The organism is Streptomyces sp. NPDC046887, assembly GCF_040644755.1.
Classification (GTDB): Bacteria; Actinomycetota; Actinomycetes; order Streptomycetales; family Streptomycetaceae; genus Streptomyces; species Streptomyces lichenis.
In genome coordinates, this window is record NZ_JBEYXH010000014.1 from 101,996 (window position 1) to 117,594 (window position 15,599).

A 15,599-nucleotide genomic window follows, 5' to 3' on the forward strand; every position below is an offset into this window, starting at 1 on the left:
CCGTTCCCGTGCCCCGCACCCCCGCTTCCCCCACCCCTGCCGACCTGGTCCTGCGCGGCGCCCGTATCCACACCGTCGACCCCGACCTGCCCCAGGCCGAGGCACTGGCTGTCCGCGGCGGCCGGCTGGTCTGGCTCGGCCCCGACGCCGAGGCGGACGCGTGGACCGGCCCGGGCACCGAGGTGATCGAGGCCGGCGGCCGGCTGGTGCTGCCCGGCTTCATCGACGCCCACAACCATGTCCGGCTCGGCTCCGACGCGGCCTGTGTGCAGCTCGCCGGTGTCGGGACCCTCGACGGCATCCGGGAGCGGATCCGCGCCTGGCACTCGGCCCACCCGGACGCCGCATGGATCGAGGCCGAGGCCTTCGACTACTCGGCCATCCCCGGCGGCCGGATGCCGTGCGCCGCCGACCTCGACCCGGCCACCGGCGACACCCCGGCGATCGTCCTCAGCTACGACGTGCACACCGCCTGGCTCAACACCGCCGCGCTGCGCCGCCTCGGGGTCACCCGGGACCGCACCGACCTGCCCTTCGGTCGGGCCGCCACCGACCCGGACACCGGCGAACCCACCGGCTTCGTCACCGACTTCGCGGTACGGGGCCTCTCCCGCGACGGCCACCGGGCGCTGCGCGAGCTGGGCGTGCCCTGGGCCTCACCCGAGCGGCAGTACCAGCGGCTCGCCCGCAGCCTGGACGACGCCATCCGCTACGGGCTGACCACCGTGGTCGAACCGCAGAACTCCCTGGACGACCTGGAGTTGTTCGAGCGGGCCCGCGCCGAGGGCCGGCTGCGCTCCCGGATCGTCGCCGCCCTCTTCCACCCGCGCGGCACCACCGACGCCGAGCTGGACGAGTTCGAGGCGGCCGCCCGGCGGTTCGACGGCGACCGGCTGCGGGTCGGACCGCTGAAGCTCTACATCGACGACGTGGTGGAGCCGCGCACCGCCGCGCTGCTCCAGCCGTACACGGGCTGCGGCCACCACCGGGGCGAGACCTTCTACCCGCCCGAGGAGTTCGCCGAGCTGCTGGCCAAGCTGGACGCGCGCGGCTTCCAGTGCTTCGTCCACGCCACCGGCGACCGGGGCATCCGCACCGTGCTGGACGCCGCCGCGTACGCCCGTACCCTCAACGGCCCCCGGGACTCCCGCCACCAGGTGGTGCACGTGGAGTGCCTGGACCCGGCCGACGTACCGCGCTTCGCCGAACTGGGCGTGGTCGCTTGTATGCAGCCGCGGCACTGCGCCCCGGAGATCGCCGGACCCGGCCAGGACTGGGCCGAGAACGTCGGCCCGGAGCGCTGGCACAAGGCCTGGCCGATGCGCAGCCTGCACCGGGCCGGGGCGGTGCTGGCCTTCTCCAGCGACTGGAACGTGGCCGAGATGGACCCGATGGTCGGCATTTACACCGCCGTCACCCGCCGCCCGCTCGGCGGCGGCGAACCGTGGGGGCCCGCCGAGACGGTGGACGTGGAGACGGCCGTGCACGGCTACACCATGGGCTCCGCGTACGCCAACTTCTTGGAGCACGAGCGGGGTTCACTGACCGTGGGCAAGGCCGCGGACTTCACCGTACTGTCCCGGGACATCCTCCGCTGCGCCCCCGAGGACATCCCGGGCACGGTGGCCGAGATCGTGGTAGTCGCCGGCGAGGTGGCGCACACCGCCTGAGCCGACAGAGGCGACTCAGGACGAGGGGGAGGGCTTGGTGGAGGGTGCGACCGGTGTCGTCGGGACCGTGTACACATGGTCGGGGCTGACGATCTTGGTCACTGCCGAGGCGACCAGGGTGCTCGGCTCCTGCCCGTCGGACACGTCGTCGGTGTTGAGCGCCACCACCATGGTGGCCTGCGCCTCGGGAAGGTACATCGTCACCGACTCGTACCCCGGCAGCGAACCGTTGTGCCCGATCCAGCCGTTGGTGAGGAAGATGCCCATGCCATAGGCGATGTTCGCGTCGAACTTGGAGCGCGGAACGAGGCGCTGGGCCTGCGTCCCCGGCTCCAGCAGGGTGCCGGTGGCCACCGTGCGCGCCCAGGAGCGCAGATCGCGGACGGTGGAGATCATGGCGCCGGCCGCCCAGGCCCAGGACGGGTTCCAGTCCGTGGCGTTCTCCTCGGTGGTCCCGCCGCCCTGGTCGGTGTACCCCTGGGCGTGCGGCTCCGGGAACTCGGCCCCCGTCGGCAGGAAGGTGTCCGGGAGCCCGGCCGGTCCGGTGACGTTCTCCCGCAGGAAGTCGTGCAGCGGCTGCCCGCCGACCTTCTCCACCACCAGCCCCAGCAGGATCAGATTGGTGTTGCTGTACTCGAACTGCGCGTTCGGCTGGAAGTTGACCGGGTGCCGGAAGGAGTAGTCCAGCAACTGCTGCGGGGTGAGGGGCTCCCGGGGATCGGCCAGCAACTGCTTGCCGAAGGCGTCGTCCTCGGTGTAGTTGAACAGCCCGCTGCGCATGTTCGCCAGGTCCCGCAGGGTGATCTTGCCGCCGTTCGGGACCCCCTCGACATACTTCGAGATCGGGTCGTCCACCGACAGCGCGCCCCGGTCGGCCAGCTCCAGGATCGCGGTCACCGTGAAGGTCTTGGTCTCGCTGCCGATCCGGGTGTGGAAGCCGGTCTCCATGGGAGCGCCGGTCGCCTTGTCGGCGACCCCGAAGGCCCGCAGATACTCGCCCTTGCCCGGGGCGGACAGCGACACGATCGCCCCCGGGATCCCGGCGTCCCGCATGGTCCGCTGGACGGCCGCGTCCAGCCGGTCGGCCACCTCGGGTGTCAGCGAGCCGAAGGCGTCCGAGGAGGGGGTGGGCTGCGCCGCCAGGACGGCGGAGGCGACCGGAAGCCCGCCCGGCGGGCCCTGGGCCGCGTACGCCGCACCCGTGGAGGCCGGCAGCGCCAGCGCGGCCACCAGGGCCACGCCCGTGTACACCCCGCGTCGGCGAACCCGCGAACCGCCCATGGGAGGCCTCCCTCGGGACCTCGGGAAGTGAAGCCTTGTCGACAAGTCTAGTTTTGTCCCGACTCATCCGCATGGCCGAGCGGCTCGGCAAAACCCTTGGTGCCGCGCGGCGCCCGGGGGCTACGCTCCCCGCGATGACTACTTCTTCCCCGCACCGGAAGGGGGTCCCGTCCTCGCAAGGTGAGTGCTGATGGCCACTCACCCCGCGACGACGGATCCCCGGTTGACCCTCTGGCGGCGCGTGCGCGCGTTCGCCGTGCCCCCGTCCATGATCGAGACCGCGACCGCCCGGCGCACCGCCGGGGACTGGGCGGGCGCCTGTGCCGCCGCGGCCGTCGACCTCGACCTCGATCTGCGCGCCATCGCCCGTGACCACGGCCGCGAGCTCGCCGTCCGGGTCCGCGCCGACCTGCGCCGACTCGCCCCCGACCTGCTGCGCTGGCATATGCCGAGAATCGCCCCGCAGGGCCTGCTCCGCCCCGGCCTCACCCTCACCCTGGCGCGTTACGGGCCCACCGGGCACGGCGGCGCGCACCCGCTGCACCTGGTCGTCCGCACCGCGCCCGGCTGGGCGGACGCCGGCCAGCGGCTGAGCCTGGCGCTCTGGGACGGCACCCGCACCGGGCCCGCCGCCCGCCGCCATCCGCACCCCCGCCCCGACCCCCGGTTCCGCCTCGATCTGCACCGGCACCTCTGGGACGCCGACCGGGCCGACGAGCTGCCCCTACGGGCCGGAGCCGCCCCGATGGGCGCCCCCCAGCCGTCGGCCCCGATACCCGCCGACCGGCGCTGCGCCATGGACCGCTGGGCGGCCGAGGCGGCGATCCTGCTCACTGTCGACCGACGTGACACCCGGGCGGTCTCGATCCGGCTCGGCGGCCGGCGCCGGCTGGTGCTGGAGCTCACCGGGTACGGAGACGGGGACCGGGCCGGGTACGGGGACGGCGCCGGAGAGGTGCCGCACGCCCGGGTCACCGCGGCCTCCGGCCGCCTCGGCCGCCCCCTGCCGGTACTGCCGGACGCCGCGACCTGGGCCCTGCCCGACCTGGAGCTGCTGCGCGCCGGACTGATCCACCCCGACCGGCTGCATCCGCTCGTCCGGGACGCCCTGGCCCCGGGCCGCCCACCGGCCGAACCCGCCGAGGACCCGGCTCCGACCGGACGGCGGGTCCTGGTCGTGGACTGCCGGGGAGCCCGGCACCGGGTCGGCCTGGTCGACGGCGTCCTGAGACCGCTGGACCACGACCCCGCCGAGATCGCGCGAGAAGAGCTGCTGGCCGCGCTGACCGGCACCCCGCTGCCCTGCCTCCAGGCCATCGAGCGGGCCCACCGCTCCCCGGACCGCCTCGAAGGCGTCCGGGACCGCCTGGACCACGGCGACTTCGCCGGGGCCCTGGCACTCGTCGAAGGGTTGCTCGGACCCGCCGCGGTGCTCCGGGCCGGTCCGCTGCGGCACGAACTGGAGACGGCTGCCCGGCGGCGGATCACCCATGGGCTGTTCCGGGCCGGCCTGACCGGCTACGGCCTGGGCCCCGCCCCGGAGGAGCTCTCCGCCTCCGCGAACGGCGACACACCCGGGCGCACCCGGCCATCCCGCTCCCACCGCCACCCGGAGCCCGCCCCCTGGATCGGTACGCCCCGACCCGCCGGCCACCGCTCCCACCCGCGCCACTCCACCGGCCGCTGACCGCACCGGCCCGGTCACACCCCCGTACCTCCCTCCCTTCCGTACCAGAAAGCCCTTCTGTACCAGAAAGCCCTTCTGTACCAGAAAGCCCTTCCGTACCAGAAAGCCGCAGGTGATCACCCATGCCCGTATCCACCCGCCCCACCCCCGCGACCGAGAGGACTACCGCAGCCGTACAGCCCCCCACCTCCGCACTGGACACCGCGGCCGCGCTGCTCGCCCTGCTGCGGGACACCGCCGTAGAGCCGCGCCCCGACGACCAGCTGGAGGCGCTCACCCTGGCGGTCGCCGCCGATCTGCCCGTGCTGCTCTGGGGTGAGCCGGGCATCGGCAAGACCGCCGCCCTCCACCAGCTCGCCGACGCCCTGGAACTGCCCCTGACCACGGTGATCGCCAGCGTGCACGAGCCCTCCGACTTCGCGGGTCTGCCGATCGTCGGCGACGACCCGGCCGAGCAGGGCGTCCCGATGGCGCCCCCGGACTGGGCGGTGCGGCTGGTCCGGGCCGGCCGGGGGCTGCTCTTCCTGGACGAGCTGTCCACCGCCGCCCCCGCCGTCCAGGCCGCGCTGCTCCGCCTCGTACTGGAGCGGCGGATCGGCTCGCTGCGACTGCCGCCCGAGGTGCGGATCGTGGCCGCCGCCAACCCGCGCTCCTCGGCCGCCGACGGCTGGGAGCTCAGCCCACCGCTCGCCAACCGCTTCGTCCACCTCCAGTGGACCCATGACCACCAGGTGGTGGTACGCGGCCTCGGCGGCACCTGGCCCGTGGCCACCCTGCCCCGGCTCGACCCGAACCGGCTGCCCGAGGCCGTGGCCTATGCCCGCCGGGCGGTGTGCGGACTGCTCTCCACCCGCCCCACCCTGGTGCACCGGCTGCCGAAGGACGAGGCGCGGCGCGGCGGGGCCTGGCCCTCGCCGCGCAGCTGGGAGACGGCCCTGAGGCTGATCGCCTTCGCCACCGCCGCCGGCTCCTCCCGCGAGGTGCTCTCGCTGCTGGTGCGCGGCACCGTGGGCGACGGTCCCGGCCTCGAACTGCTGGCGAGCCTGGACCGGATGGACCTGCCGGACCCCGAGGCGCTGCTCGCCGACCCGGAGGGCGCGGAGCTGCCGGAGCGCGGGGACCTCCGCCAGGCCGCCCTGGAGGGGGTGGTCGCAGCAGTCAACGCCCGCCCTGAGAAGGCCCGTTGGGATGCCGCCTGGGCGCTGTTCGGCCGGGCGGTGGAGACCGGGCCGCCGGACCTGGTGGTGGTCCCCGCCACCACCCTCGCCGCGCTGCGCCGCGCCGACTGGGAGGTGCCGGAGGCCATCGAACGGCTCGCCGGGGTGGTGGCCCTCTCCCGCCGGGCGGACGCGGCGGCCCGTGCCGCCACCGCGGCGGGGGCCGGCCGATGACGGCCACCCCGACCCCGTACCCGGACACTCCTCCACCGCTGGACCCACCGCTGGACCTCGGCAAGCTCTACACGGCCCGGCTGCACGCGGCCCGGGTCCGGCCCTATCTGGCCACCGCGCTGTTCGCCCTGCGCACCGTGGAGTCCCGGCGGGTGCCGACCATGGCCGTGGACCGGTACTGGCGGTGCTATGTCTCGCCGCGCTTCGTGCGCCGGACCCCGGTGGAGGAGCTGGCCGGGGTGTGGGTGCACGAGGTGTCCCATCTGCTCCGCGACCACCATGGGCGAGGCGACCGGGTCGCCCGGGAGCGCGGGCTGACCGGCCCGGGCGACCGGCTGCGGATGAACATCGCCGCCGACTTCGAGATCAACGACGACATCTACGGCGACGGGCTGGCCCGCCCGCAGGGTGCCGTCCATCCTGGCCGACTCGGCCTGCCCGAGGATCAGTTGATGGAGGACTACCTGCCGATGTTCGGTCTCGGGCCCCGCACCCAGGACCTGGCCTGGCTGGACTGCGGCAGCGGAGCCGACGGTCTGGAACGGGAGTGGGACCTCGGCCCGGAGGGCGCCGACGGCCTGAGCGAGCAGCAGCAGGACGCGGTCCGCTTCCGGGTGGCGCGGGCCATCGAGGGCCGACCGGGCGACGCCCCGAAGGGCTGGCGGCGCTGGGCCGAGGAGGCTTTCCAACCGGTGCTCCCCTGGCGGCAGTTGCTGGGCGCGGCGCTCCGCTCGGCGGTCTCCGGACCCGGTGCGGGCGACGACTACGGTTACGGCCGGCCGTCCCGGCGCTCGGCCGGGGTGCCCGGCACGGTGCTGCCGAGCCTGCGCCGCCGGCCGCCCCGGGTCACCGTGGTGGTGGACACCTCCGGCTCGGTGACCGACGACGAACTGGGCAGCGCGCTCACCGAGATCACCGCCATCGCCCGCGCCGTGGGCGGCCGCCGCGACCTGGTCGGCGTGGTCTCCTGCGACGCGGCCGCGCACCGGGTGCACCCGCTCTGCCAGGCCGGGGAGATCCCGCTGATCGGCGGCGGGGGCACCGATCTGCGCTCCGGCTTCGCCCGGGCGCTGCGGGCGAACCCCCGGCCGGACGTGGTGGTGGCCCTGACCGACGGGCAGACGCCCTGGCCGGAGCGGAGGCCGCCGTGCCGGACGGTGGTCGGCCTGTTCCCCCGTCCCTCCCGGCGCGGCTACGAGGACGAACGCGACTACGTCCCCCGGACGCCGCCCGACTGGGCCAGAGTGGTGGTCATCGGATCCGCCCCATGACCCTCCGGGCCGTGCCAGGAGTATCAGGACTGCTTGAGCACGTCCTCCAGCCAGTCGAAGACCCGCTGGTCGAAGCGGGCGCGGTTCCCGGTCTCGCAGTGCCCGCCGGCGCCCTCCTCGGCGGTGAACCGCACAAAGGCCTTGGGGCACTCCAGCGCCTCGTACAGCCGCCGCGCCCCCGCCCCGGTCGGGTCGCCCTCGGCGGTGACGACGAGCGTGGGGCAGGTGATGGCGGCGACATGGTCGGAGACCCGGTAGCGGCCGGTCTCCACGACATACGCGCCCAGGGACCTCAGCCCGTGCACCCACAGCGCCCGCTGCACGAACTTCCAGCGCAGCACCGGGTCCTCGGCGAAGAAGGACAGATACGGGTCCAGCTCCTCGGGCGGCACGTCCGGCAGCCGCGCCGAGAGCTCGTCCGGGATCGGCAGCATCGGGCCGAAGCCGTCGAGCAGGTCCCACTGCCCGGGATCCGCGACCAGGGCGGCCGCCCGCGGCTCACCGCTGACCCCGCGCGGGGCGAGGTACCCGCCGAAGCTCCACCCCATGACGGCGATCCGGTCCGGGTCGACCTCGGGCAGGGTGACGGCGAGGTCGAACACCGGGCGCAGCACGTTCTCCCAGTCCGGCCGCATCGGAAGCCCCTGCTTCACCAGCGCCCGCCCCTGGCCGGGGCCGTCCACCAGCAGGCAGGCCATACCGCGGCGGACCGCCGGGACGGCGTGCGACCAGTACATCTCGTGCACGCTGCCGTCATAGCCGTCGACCGCGACCAGGGTGGGGAAGGGGCCGCCGGAGCCGTCCGGCAGGCACAGCCAGCCGGGCAGACTGGTGTCCTCGTACGGGATCTCCACCGCGGTCATCGGATGCGGGGCGTACGCGGCGAACCGCCGGAAGCAGCGCTCCTGCCGGTCGAAGGCCGCCACCAGCCGGGGATCGACGGGCGCTCCGAACAGCGGGGAGAACGCGATGCGGTGGTACGTGGTGGCCCGGGCATACGCCTCCCGGGCGCTGACCGGATGGCCGGTGACCGCGCTGTGGTCGGCCCACTCCTCCACCGTGGCGGCGGTGGCCGACCACGCGTCGTACCAGCTGCCGGTGTCCCCGGGGACGACCCGGGCGAGGGTGCGCTCCACCTCGCCGAGCTCCGCGCCGCCCCGGGTGGCCGGGAACAGCGCGCGTTCGGCGAGCATCTGGAAGAGCGGGTGGTCGATGAGCTGGGGCACGGCGGACTCCCTTCGGCGACCGGGACCTTCGGCGACCGGGACCGTAGGCCCGGGACGACCGGGACCGTAGGCCCGGGACGACCGGGACCGTAGGCCGGAGAACCGGGACCGCAGGCCGGAAGGCGCGCGAAGGACCTCCGCGGTCTCTACCTCACCTCATCGTCGTCCCGGCGCCGCACGGCCACCACTGGGGCACCCCGGCCCCCCCGGGGCTCAGTCCCGCGAAGCGCCGTCATACGGCCCGGTGCCCGCGGCGTGCACGGGGGCCAGGTCGGCCAGCCCCGAGGTGGTCAGCACCGGGGTGAGCAGCTCCGGCGCGATCAGCTCGATCCGGTCGGCGTGGGCGAACAGCACACTGAGGCCGGCGCTGTCCAGGTACTCGACGGCGGTGAGGTCGACGACGAGCCGGCCCGGGGTGGTGTCCAGGGCGCTGGCCAGGGCCTCGGTGTTGCTCATGTCGATCTCGCCGGCGGCTCTGATGACGGCCGTTCCGTCGGGCCGCTGGTCGGCGGTGAGGGTGAGCGGAGTGGTCATCAGGCGATCCTCGTGTGCATGTCGACGGTGGTGCCCGCGGGGCCGGGTGTGATGGTGACCTGCTGCATCATCGCGCGCATCAGGATCACCCCGCGGCCCCGGTGGACGCTGGCCTCGGGGGTGGGCGTCCGCCAGCGGCCGCTGTCGGCGACGGTCAGATGGAGACTGCCCACCGAGGCCTCGGCGCGCAGCCACACCGGCTGCCCGGGCGCGTGGCGGTGGCCGTGCTCGATGGCGTTGGCACAGGCCTCACCGGCGGCGACCAGGACGTTCTGCGCGGTCTGCGGGGGCAGGTCGCACTTGTCCAGCCAGCCGCGCAGCGCCCGGCGGACCGGGGCGAGCTGACCGGACTCAGCGGGGAAGCTCAGCTCCAGCGGCGCGGGGTGGCGGTAGAGCAGCAGCGCCACATCGTCGTCGTATCCGCCGACCGGGGCGAGGCGGGCCATCACCTCGGTGGCGAGGGTGTCCACGGCGGTGTCCCGGCCCTCCTGCACCGCCTCGCTGGCCTGGTTGATACCGGCGGTCAGCGACCGGCGGCGGCGCTCCACCAGCCCGTCGGTGTAGAGCATCAGGGTGGCGCGGGCCGGCACCGTGCACTCGCCGTACGGGCGGGACTGCCCGAGCCGTACCGCCAGCGGAATGGAACGGCCCTGGTCCAGCAGCTGGGTGGTGCCGTCGGGATGGGTGAGGATGCCCGGCGGGTGCCCGGCGCTGGAGTACACCAGCCGCCCGGTCTCCGGGTCGAGGACCCCGCAGAAGACGGTGGAGCACACCGCGCCGGGCACCCCGGCGGCGAAGTGGTCCAGCGCCATCAGGGTGCGGGCCGGGTCGGCGTCCTGGATCAGCAGGGCGCGGCAGGCGCTGCGCAGCTGGCCCATCACGGTCGCCGCCTCCAGCCCGCGGCCGACACAGTCGCCCACCACGATGCCGATCCGGCCGTCGGGCAGGGCGACCGTGTCGTACCAGTCGCCGCCGACCTCCAGCGGCCGGGTGGCCGGCTCGTAGCGGACGGCGAAGCCCTCCGGCAGCCGGGCGGGGCCCAGGATGGCCCGCTGGAGGGCGAGCGCGGTCTCCCGCTGCTGCTCGATCTGGTGCACCCGGGCCAGCGCCTGGGCGAGGTGCCCGGCCAGCAGGGCCAGCAGCAGCCGGTCCTCGTCGGTGAACGGCCGCCGCTCACCGAGGTCCAGCCAGAGCGCCAGACGCCCCTGCGGGTGCTCCAGCAGGACGCCGGCGCCGGTCTGCCCGGCGACCGGGGTGAGCGCCGGCTCCTCCCGCAGCTCCTCCAGCCGCTCGCGGAGCGCCGGGGTCAGGCTCTGCCAGGACCGGGCGGGATCGGTGGTGGTCAGCCGGGGCGGCGCTCCGGAGCTGTCGAACACGGCGGCCACCACACCCGCCGCCCGCCACAGCCCCTTCAGCTCGGAGAGTGCTCCGGCCAGCGCCTCGGGCAGGTCGGCGGCCTCGGCCAGCCGCACCGTCAGCGAGGCCAGCGCGGAGTCCCGCTGGATGGCGTAGTGCTCGGCGGTCACGTCCCGGAAGGTGCCGACCGTGACGGTCCGCCCGGTGTCCGGGTCCTCGGCCTGGGCGAAGGTGGCACCCACCCAGACCCGGTGGCCGTCGCGGTGCGTCACCGGGATGGTGTAGCTGCCCCGCTCGCTGCCCATCAGCAGGGCGAACGCCTCGGCCACCTGGCGGTGCGCGTCGGGGTCGGCCTCCTCGTCCGGCCACCAGGGGTGGACCGGCGCGTACGGCAGGTCCTCCGGGCCGTAGCCGAGGATGTCGGTGAACGCGGAGTTGATCTCCACCACCGCCCCCTCCTCGTCGCAGACGAAGAAGGCCTCCTGGAGCGAGTCCACCAGCGCCGTCCGCCACCGCGCGTGGTGCCCGCGCAGCCGCGCCAGCTCCACATTGGCCCGCACCCGGGCCAGCAGCTCCGCCGCCGCGAACGGCTTGACCAGGTAGTCGTCCGCGCCCGCGGTCAGCCCCTCGATGGACGCCTCCTGCCCGGCCCGCGCCGACAGCAGCAGCACCGGCACCGCCGCCGTCCGCGGATCCGAGCGCAGCGCCGCGACCAGCGCCAGCCCGTCCAGCCGGGGCATCATCACATCGCTGACCACCAGGTCCGGGGCGTCCTTGCGGACCGCGTCCAGCGCCTCCTGCCCGTCCCGCACCGCCCGCGTCCGGTACCCGGCCCCGCGCAGCAGCCGCACCAGGTACTCGCGCATGTCCGCGTTGTCGTCGGCCACCAGCACCCGCGCCGCGGCCGCCGCACCGGAGGACGTACCGCCGGTGCCGTCCGGCCGTACGTCCTGTGGAGCGTCGTCGGCCGGCCCGCCCGGCAGCCAGCGCAGCGCCTCCTGAACATACGGATCGGCGGTCACCGACGGCGCGCCCGCCTCCGCGCCCTCGACCAGCGCCTCCGCGGGCAGGTGCCCGGCCCCGAACGGCAGCCGGATGGTGAACCGGGTCCCGGACCCCGCCGCACTGTCGGCGGTGATGGTGCCGCCGTGCAGCCCCACCAGCTCCCGCACCAGCGCCAGCCCGATGCCGCTGCCCTCGTTCGACCGCGAGCGGGCGTTCTCGATCCGGTGGAACCGCTCGAACAGCCGCGGCATCTCGTCCGCGGCCACCCCGATCCCGCTGTCCTCGACGGTCACCACCGCCTCGCCACCATCCGCCCGGACGGTCACCCGGATCGAGCCCTCGAAGGTGAACTTCAGCGCGTTGCTCAGCAGGTTGAGCACCACCTTCTCCCACAGGCCGCGGTCTAGGTACACCTCCCGGCCCAGCGGGGGGCAGTCCACCGAGAACTCCAGCCCGGCCCGCTCCACCGCCGAACGGAACACACTGGCCAGCTCCGCCGTCACCGCCGCCAGGTCCACCGGCTCGTAGGCGGCCTGCATCCGGCCCGCCTCGATCCGGGAGAAGTCCAGCAGGGTGTTCACCAGCTTGCCGAGCCGCAGCCCGTTGCGGTGCACCACGTCCAGCTCCTGGCGGACCCGCTCGTCCCCGCCGTCGTACCGCTCCCGCAGCTCCTGCAGCGGGCTCATGATCAGCGTCAGCGGGGTGCGGAACTCATGGCTGATGTTGGAGAAGAACGCCGTCTTCGCCCGGTCCAGCTCCGCCAGCTCCTCCGCCCGCCGCTGCTGCGCCTCATAGGAGCGCGCACCGGCGATACCGGCCGCGATATGCCCGGCGGTCAGCTCGACGAAGCCGCGGTAGCCGGCGTCCAGCGGCCGGTAGCGGTTCAGCCCCGCCACCAGGAAGCCGTACGGGGCGGCGCCCTGCCGCAGCAGCGGCACCGCCAGCGCCCGCACCGGCGGCTCGGCCCAGTCCCCGCGGGGCAGCTCCGTGAACGGGGCGCCGGCCAGCTCCACCAGCGCCGACCCGCCCCGGGCCGTCTCCTCCACCGGCCACACCCCGCCCGGCTCCCCGGCCGGCAGCACCGCCGGGGCGGCCGGATGCCCGGCCGCCAGCCCGGTGGCGTTCGCCAGCCGCGCGGAGCCGTCCTCCTGGAACAGATACGTCAGCGAGAACGGCAGGTCGCGCTGGTTGCGCCCCAGCTGCCGGCCGGTGAACGCCAGCACCTCCTGCTCGGTGCGGATCACACTCGGATCCGAGCCGAGGTCCCGCAGGGTCGCCATCCGCCGCTCGCTGACGACCCGCTCGGTCTCCTCGCTGACCACGCAGAGCATGCCGACGACCTCGCCGGAGTCGTCCCGCAGCGGGCTGTACGAGAAGGTGTGGTAGCTCTCCTCCGGATAGCCGGAGCGCTCCAGGAACAGCAGCAGCGCCTCGTCCCAGGTCGCCTCACCGGTCCGCAGCACCGTCTCGATCCGCGAGCCGGCCGCGTCCCAGGCCTCCGCCCACACCTGGGACGACGGCCGCCCCAGCGCCCAGGGGTACTTGTCACCCAGGGTGTCGCGCCGATAGGCGGCGTTGCAGAAGAACGTCAGCTCCGGGCCCCAGGCCATCCACATCGGGAAGCGGGAGGAGAGCAGGATGTCCACCGCGGTCTGCAGGCTCTGCGGCCAGCCGGCGGGCGGCCCCAGCGGAGTGGACCCCCAGTCCACCGCGGCCAGGTCGCGGCCGACCTCCTCGTCGCCGGCGAACACCCCGGCGGCCGCGCCGCCCGCGGGTTCCCGCCCGGCGTCCATGGAACGCGTCACTCGACACCCTCTCGTCCAAGCCGGCCCCCGGCTACGCGTACGGGGCCGGCGCGTAGGAGCGCTCATCCGTCCATGCGCCCCGCCGGAGGACCCAGGTCCGCTCCGGCGCCGTCGCACGGGTCGCCACCCTGCCACCCGCACACCGCTCGGGTGACCGCGGCGGCGTGTCGGTACGCGATGACGCGATCCGTAGGATAAGCCCCCCGCGCCGCCCTCCCGACCAGCCGCCTACGCGGCACCGGAACGGCCGAGGCCCCTGTCCGGCCTACCCGGAAGGGGCCCCGTCACGCACCGCCCCCGCCGCTACCGCCGGCTGCGCAGCAGCAGATGGATGAAGTACGGGGTGCCGATGACCGCGGTCATCAGACCGGCGCCCAGCTGGGCCGGGGCGATCACCGTACGGCCCAGCAGATCGGCCGTGCCGACCAGCACCGCGCCGAGCAGCACCGACACCGGGACCACCCGCACATGGTGCCGGCCCACCAGCGCCCGGGCCGCGTGCGGGGCGACCAGCCCGACGAAGCCGATGGTGCCGGCGGCGGCGACCGCGGTGGCGGACAGCAGCACACTCAGCGCCAGGAAGCCCAGCCGCCCCCGCTCCAGCGCCAGGCCCAGCAGCCGCGGCGTGTCGTCGTCCAGCGAGATGAGGTCCAGCTCCCGGCGCCGCGCCACCGCCACCACGAGGCCGATCACCAGCACCACGGCCACCGGGAGCACATCGGGGAAGGTCCGCCCGTAGGTGGAGCCCGACAGCCAGGTCAGCGCCTTGGTCGCGTTGAACGGGTCGGTGAGCACGATCATCAGCGAGACCAGCGCCAGACTGCCCGCCGCCACCCCGACCCCCACCAGCACCAGCCGGTTCTGCTCGAAGCCGCTGCGCGCCGCCAGCCCGAAGACCAGCACGGCGGCCGCCGCCGAACCGGCGAACGCGCCTCCGGCCAGCTCCCAGGTGCCGACCGAGGGCACCGTCGTCACCAGCAGCACCGCGCCCAGCGCGCCGCCCCCGGAGATGCCCAGCACTCCCGGCTCGGCCAGCGGATTGCGGGTCACCCCCTGCACCAGGGCGCCGGCCAGCGCCAGCGCGCCCCCGGCCAGCAGCGCGGCCGCGACCCTCGGCACCCGGGTGTCCAGTACGAAGGTGACGCCCTGCCCGGCCTGCCCGGCCAGCCAGTTGACGACATCGCCCAGCAGCAGCTTGGCGTCGCCCAGCAGCACCCCGCCGATCACCACCCCCACCAGCGCGGCGGCGATCAGCGCCACCGACACCGTGAAGGCGAACCGGCCCGGGATGCGCAGCTTGTCCGGCGGGGTGGACCCGGGCGACTGCCGGGCCCGGAAGGCCAGCACCACCAGGAAGACGGCGCCGACCACACTGGTCACCACCCCGGTGGGCACCGCGACCGCCAGCTCCGGCGACACCACGGCCCGCAGCGCCACATCGGCGCCCAGCACCAGCGCCGCGCCCGCCAGCCCGGCCAGCGGAACAGCGGCCCGGGACCGCGCGAACGCCGGGAAGCGGCGGCGCAGCGGCCGGACCAGCGCGGGCGCGCACAGTCCGACGAAGGCGATCGGCCCGGCGAGGGTCACCGCCGAGGCGGCCAGCAGCGCGGCCAGCACCACCACGGTGATCCGGGTGGCACGGACCGGCACGCCGATACCCCGGGCCGCGTCGTCGCCGAGCGCCAGGGCGTCCATCCGGTGGGCGACCAGCAGCAGTCCGGCCAGCCCGACCAGGGCCACCGGCGCCATCTGGAGCACCCCGCCGAAGCCGTTCTGCCCGATGCCGCCCTGGCCCCAGTGGTAGAGCCCGTCGGTGCTGTCCGGGAACAGCAGGAACAGCGAGTCGTTGACGGCGTTCAGCCCGAGGGCGAGGGCGGTGCCGGCCAGCACCAGCCGGACGGTGCCGGTGCCCAGGCCGGACAGCCCCAGCACCAGAGCGGCGGCGGCCAGCCCGCCCACGAACGCCGCCCCCGAGGAGGCCAGCAGCGGGATCGACACCCCGGTGACGGTGAGCACGGTCAGCGCCAGCTGGGCGCCGGCGTTCACCGCCAGGGTGTCGGGGGCGGCCAGCACATTGCGGCTGACCGTCTGCAGCGCGGCGCCGGCCGCGCCGAGGACGAGGCCGACCAGGATCCCGGCGACCGCCCGGGGCAGCCGCGAGGCGATCAGTACCGAGGCGTCGTCCGCCGTGGCCCGGCCGGTGAGGGCCTGCCACACCTCGGCGGGTCCGGCCGAGGCCGTGCCCTGGGTGATGTCGACGACGGCGAGGACGGCGACCAGCAGGACGAACGCCGCCGCCACCGCGACCGCACCGGCCCTGGGCGTCTTCCTCAGCTCGGCGGCCTTGCGGGTCATCGCGGTGGCGGTCATCCG

At 75.0% G+C, this 15,599-nt stretch carries 9 protein-coding genes; 4 read left to right on the forward strand and 5 right to left on the reverse strand.

Going from position 1 to position 15,599, the window contains the following annotated elements:
• The first annotated feature begins 8 nt into the window (after positions 1 to 8).
• Entirely contained in the window at positions 9 to 1,670 is a 1,662-nt protein-coding gene (locus ABZ945_RS16000; RefSeq protein ID WP_361269127.1) for an amidohydrolase, read from the forward strand.
• Between the two features lie 15 nt (positions 1,671 to 1,685).
• Here ABZ945_RS16000 and ABZ945_RS16005 read toward each other — a convergent pair whose 3' ends face one another.
• On the reverse strand, positions 1,686 to 2,951 hold the full coding sequence (locus ABZ945_RS16005; protein ID WP_361269129.1) for a serine hydrolase domain-containing protein: 1,266 nt from the start codon (positions 2,949 to 2,951) through the stop codon (positions 1,686 to 1,688).
• A gap of 190 nt (positions 2,952 to 3,141) precedes the next feature.
• Between ABZ945_RS16005 and ABZ945_RS16010 the strand changes: the two genes are divergently transcribed.
• From ABZ945_RS16010 to ABZ945_RS16020, 3 genes are all read left to right on the forward strand, one after another.
• Entirely contained in the window at positions 3,142 to 4,638 is a 1,497-nt protein-coding gene (locus ABZ945_RS16010; protein WP_361269132.1) for a hypothetical protein, read from the forward strand.
• Positions 4,639 to 4,760: 122 nt separating this feature from the next.
• A complete protein-coding gene (locus ABZ945_RS16015) occupies positions 4,761 to 6,029 on the forward strand; it encodes a MoxR family ATPase (protein ID WP_361269134.1) in 1,269 nt (422 codons plus the stop codon).
• Positions 6,026 to 7,300: a VWA-like domain-containing protein gene (locus tag ABZ945_RS16020; protein ID WP_361269137.1), complete on the forward strand. Its 1,275-nt coding sequence runs from the start codon at positions 6,026 to 6,028 to the stop codon at positions 7,298 to 7,300. The genes ABZ945_RS16015 and ABZ945_RS16020 overlap by 4 nt, the downstream gene beginning before the upstream one ends.
• Positions 7,301 to 7,323: 23 nt before the next feature.
• Here the strand turns inward: ABZ945_RS16020 and ABZ945_RS16025 are convergent, their stop codons facing one another.
• The 4 genes from ABZ945_RS16025 to ABZ945_RS16040 form a co-directional block, all read right to left on the reverse strand.
• Positions 7,324 to 8,526 (reverse strand): alpha/beta hydrolase family protein, encoded by a 1,203-nt coding sequence (locus ABZ945_RS16025; protein ID WP_361269140.1) that lies wholly within the window; start codon positions 8,524 to 8,526, stop codon positions 7,324 to 7,326.
• Positions 8,527 to 8,739: 213 nt separating this feature from the next.
• Complete coding sequence (locus ABZ945_RS16030; RefSeq protein WP_361269143.1) at positions 8,740 to 9,060, reverse strand: STAS domain-containing protein; 321 nt, start codon at positions 9,058 to 9,060, stop codon at positions 8,740 to 8,742.
• Positions 9,060 to 13,214 carry a SpoIIE family protein phosphatase gene (locus ABZ945_RS16035; RefSeq protein WP_361269261.1) on the reverse strand — a complete coding sequence of 1,385 codons (4,155 nt, stop codon included), beginning with the start codon at positions 13,212 to 13,214 and terminating at the stop codon, positions 9,060 to 9,062. The genes ABZ945_RS16030 and ABZ945_RS16035 overlap by 1 nt, the downstream gene beginning before the upstream one ends.
• 315 nt (positions 13,215 to 13,529) lie before the next feature.
• Positions 13,530 to 15,596 (reverse strand): iron ABC transporter permease, encoded by a 2,067-nt coding sequence (locus ABZ945_RS16040; RefSeq protein WP_361269146.1) that lies wholly within the window; start codon positions 15,594 to 15,596, stop codon positions 13,530 to 13,532.
• Positions 15,597 to 15,599 lie beyond the last annotated feature (3 nt).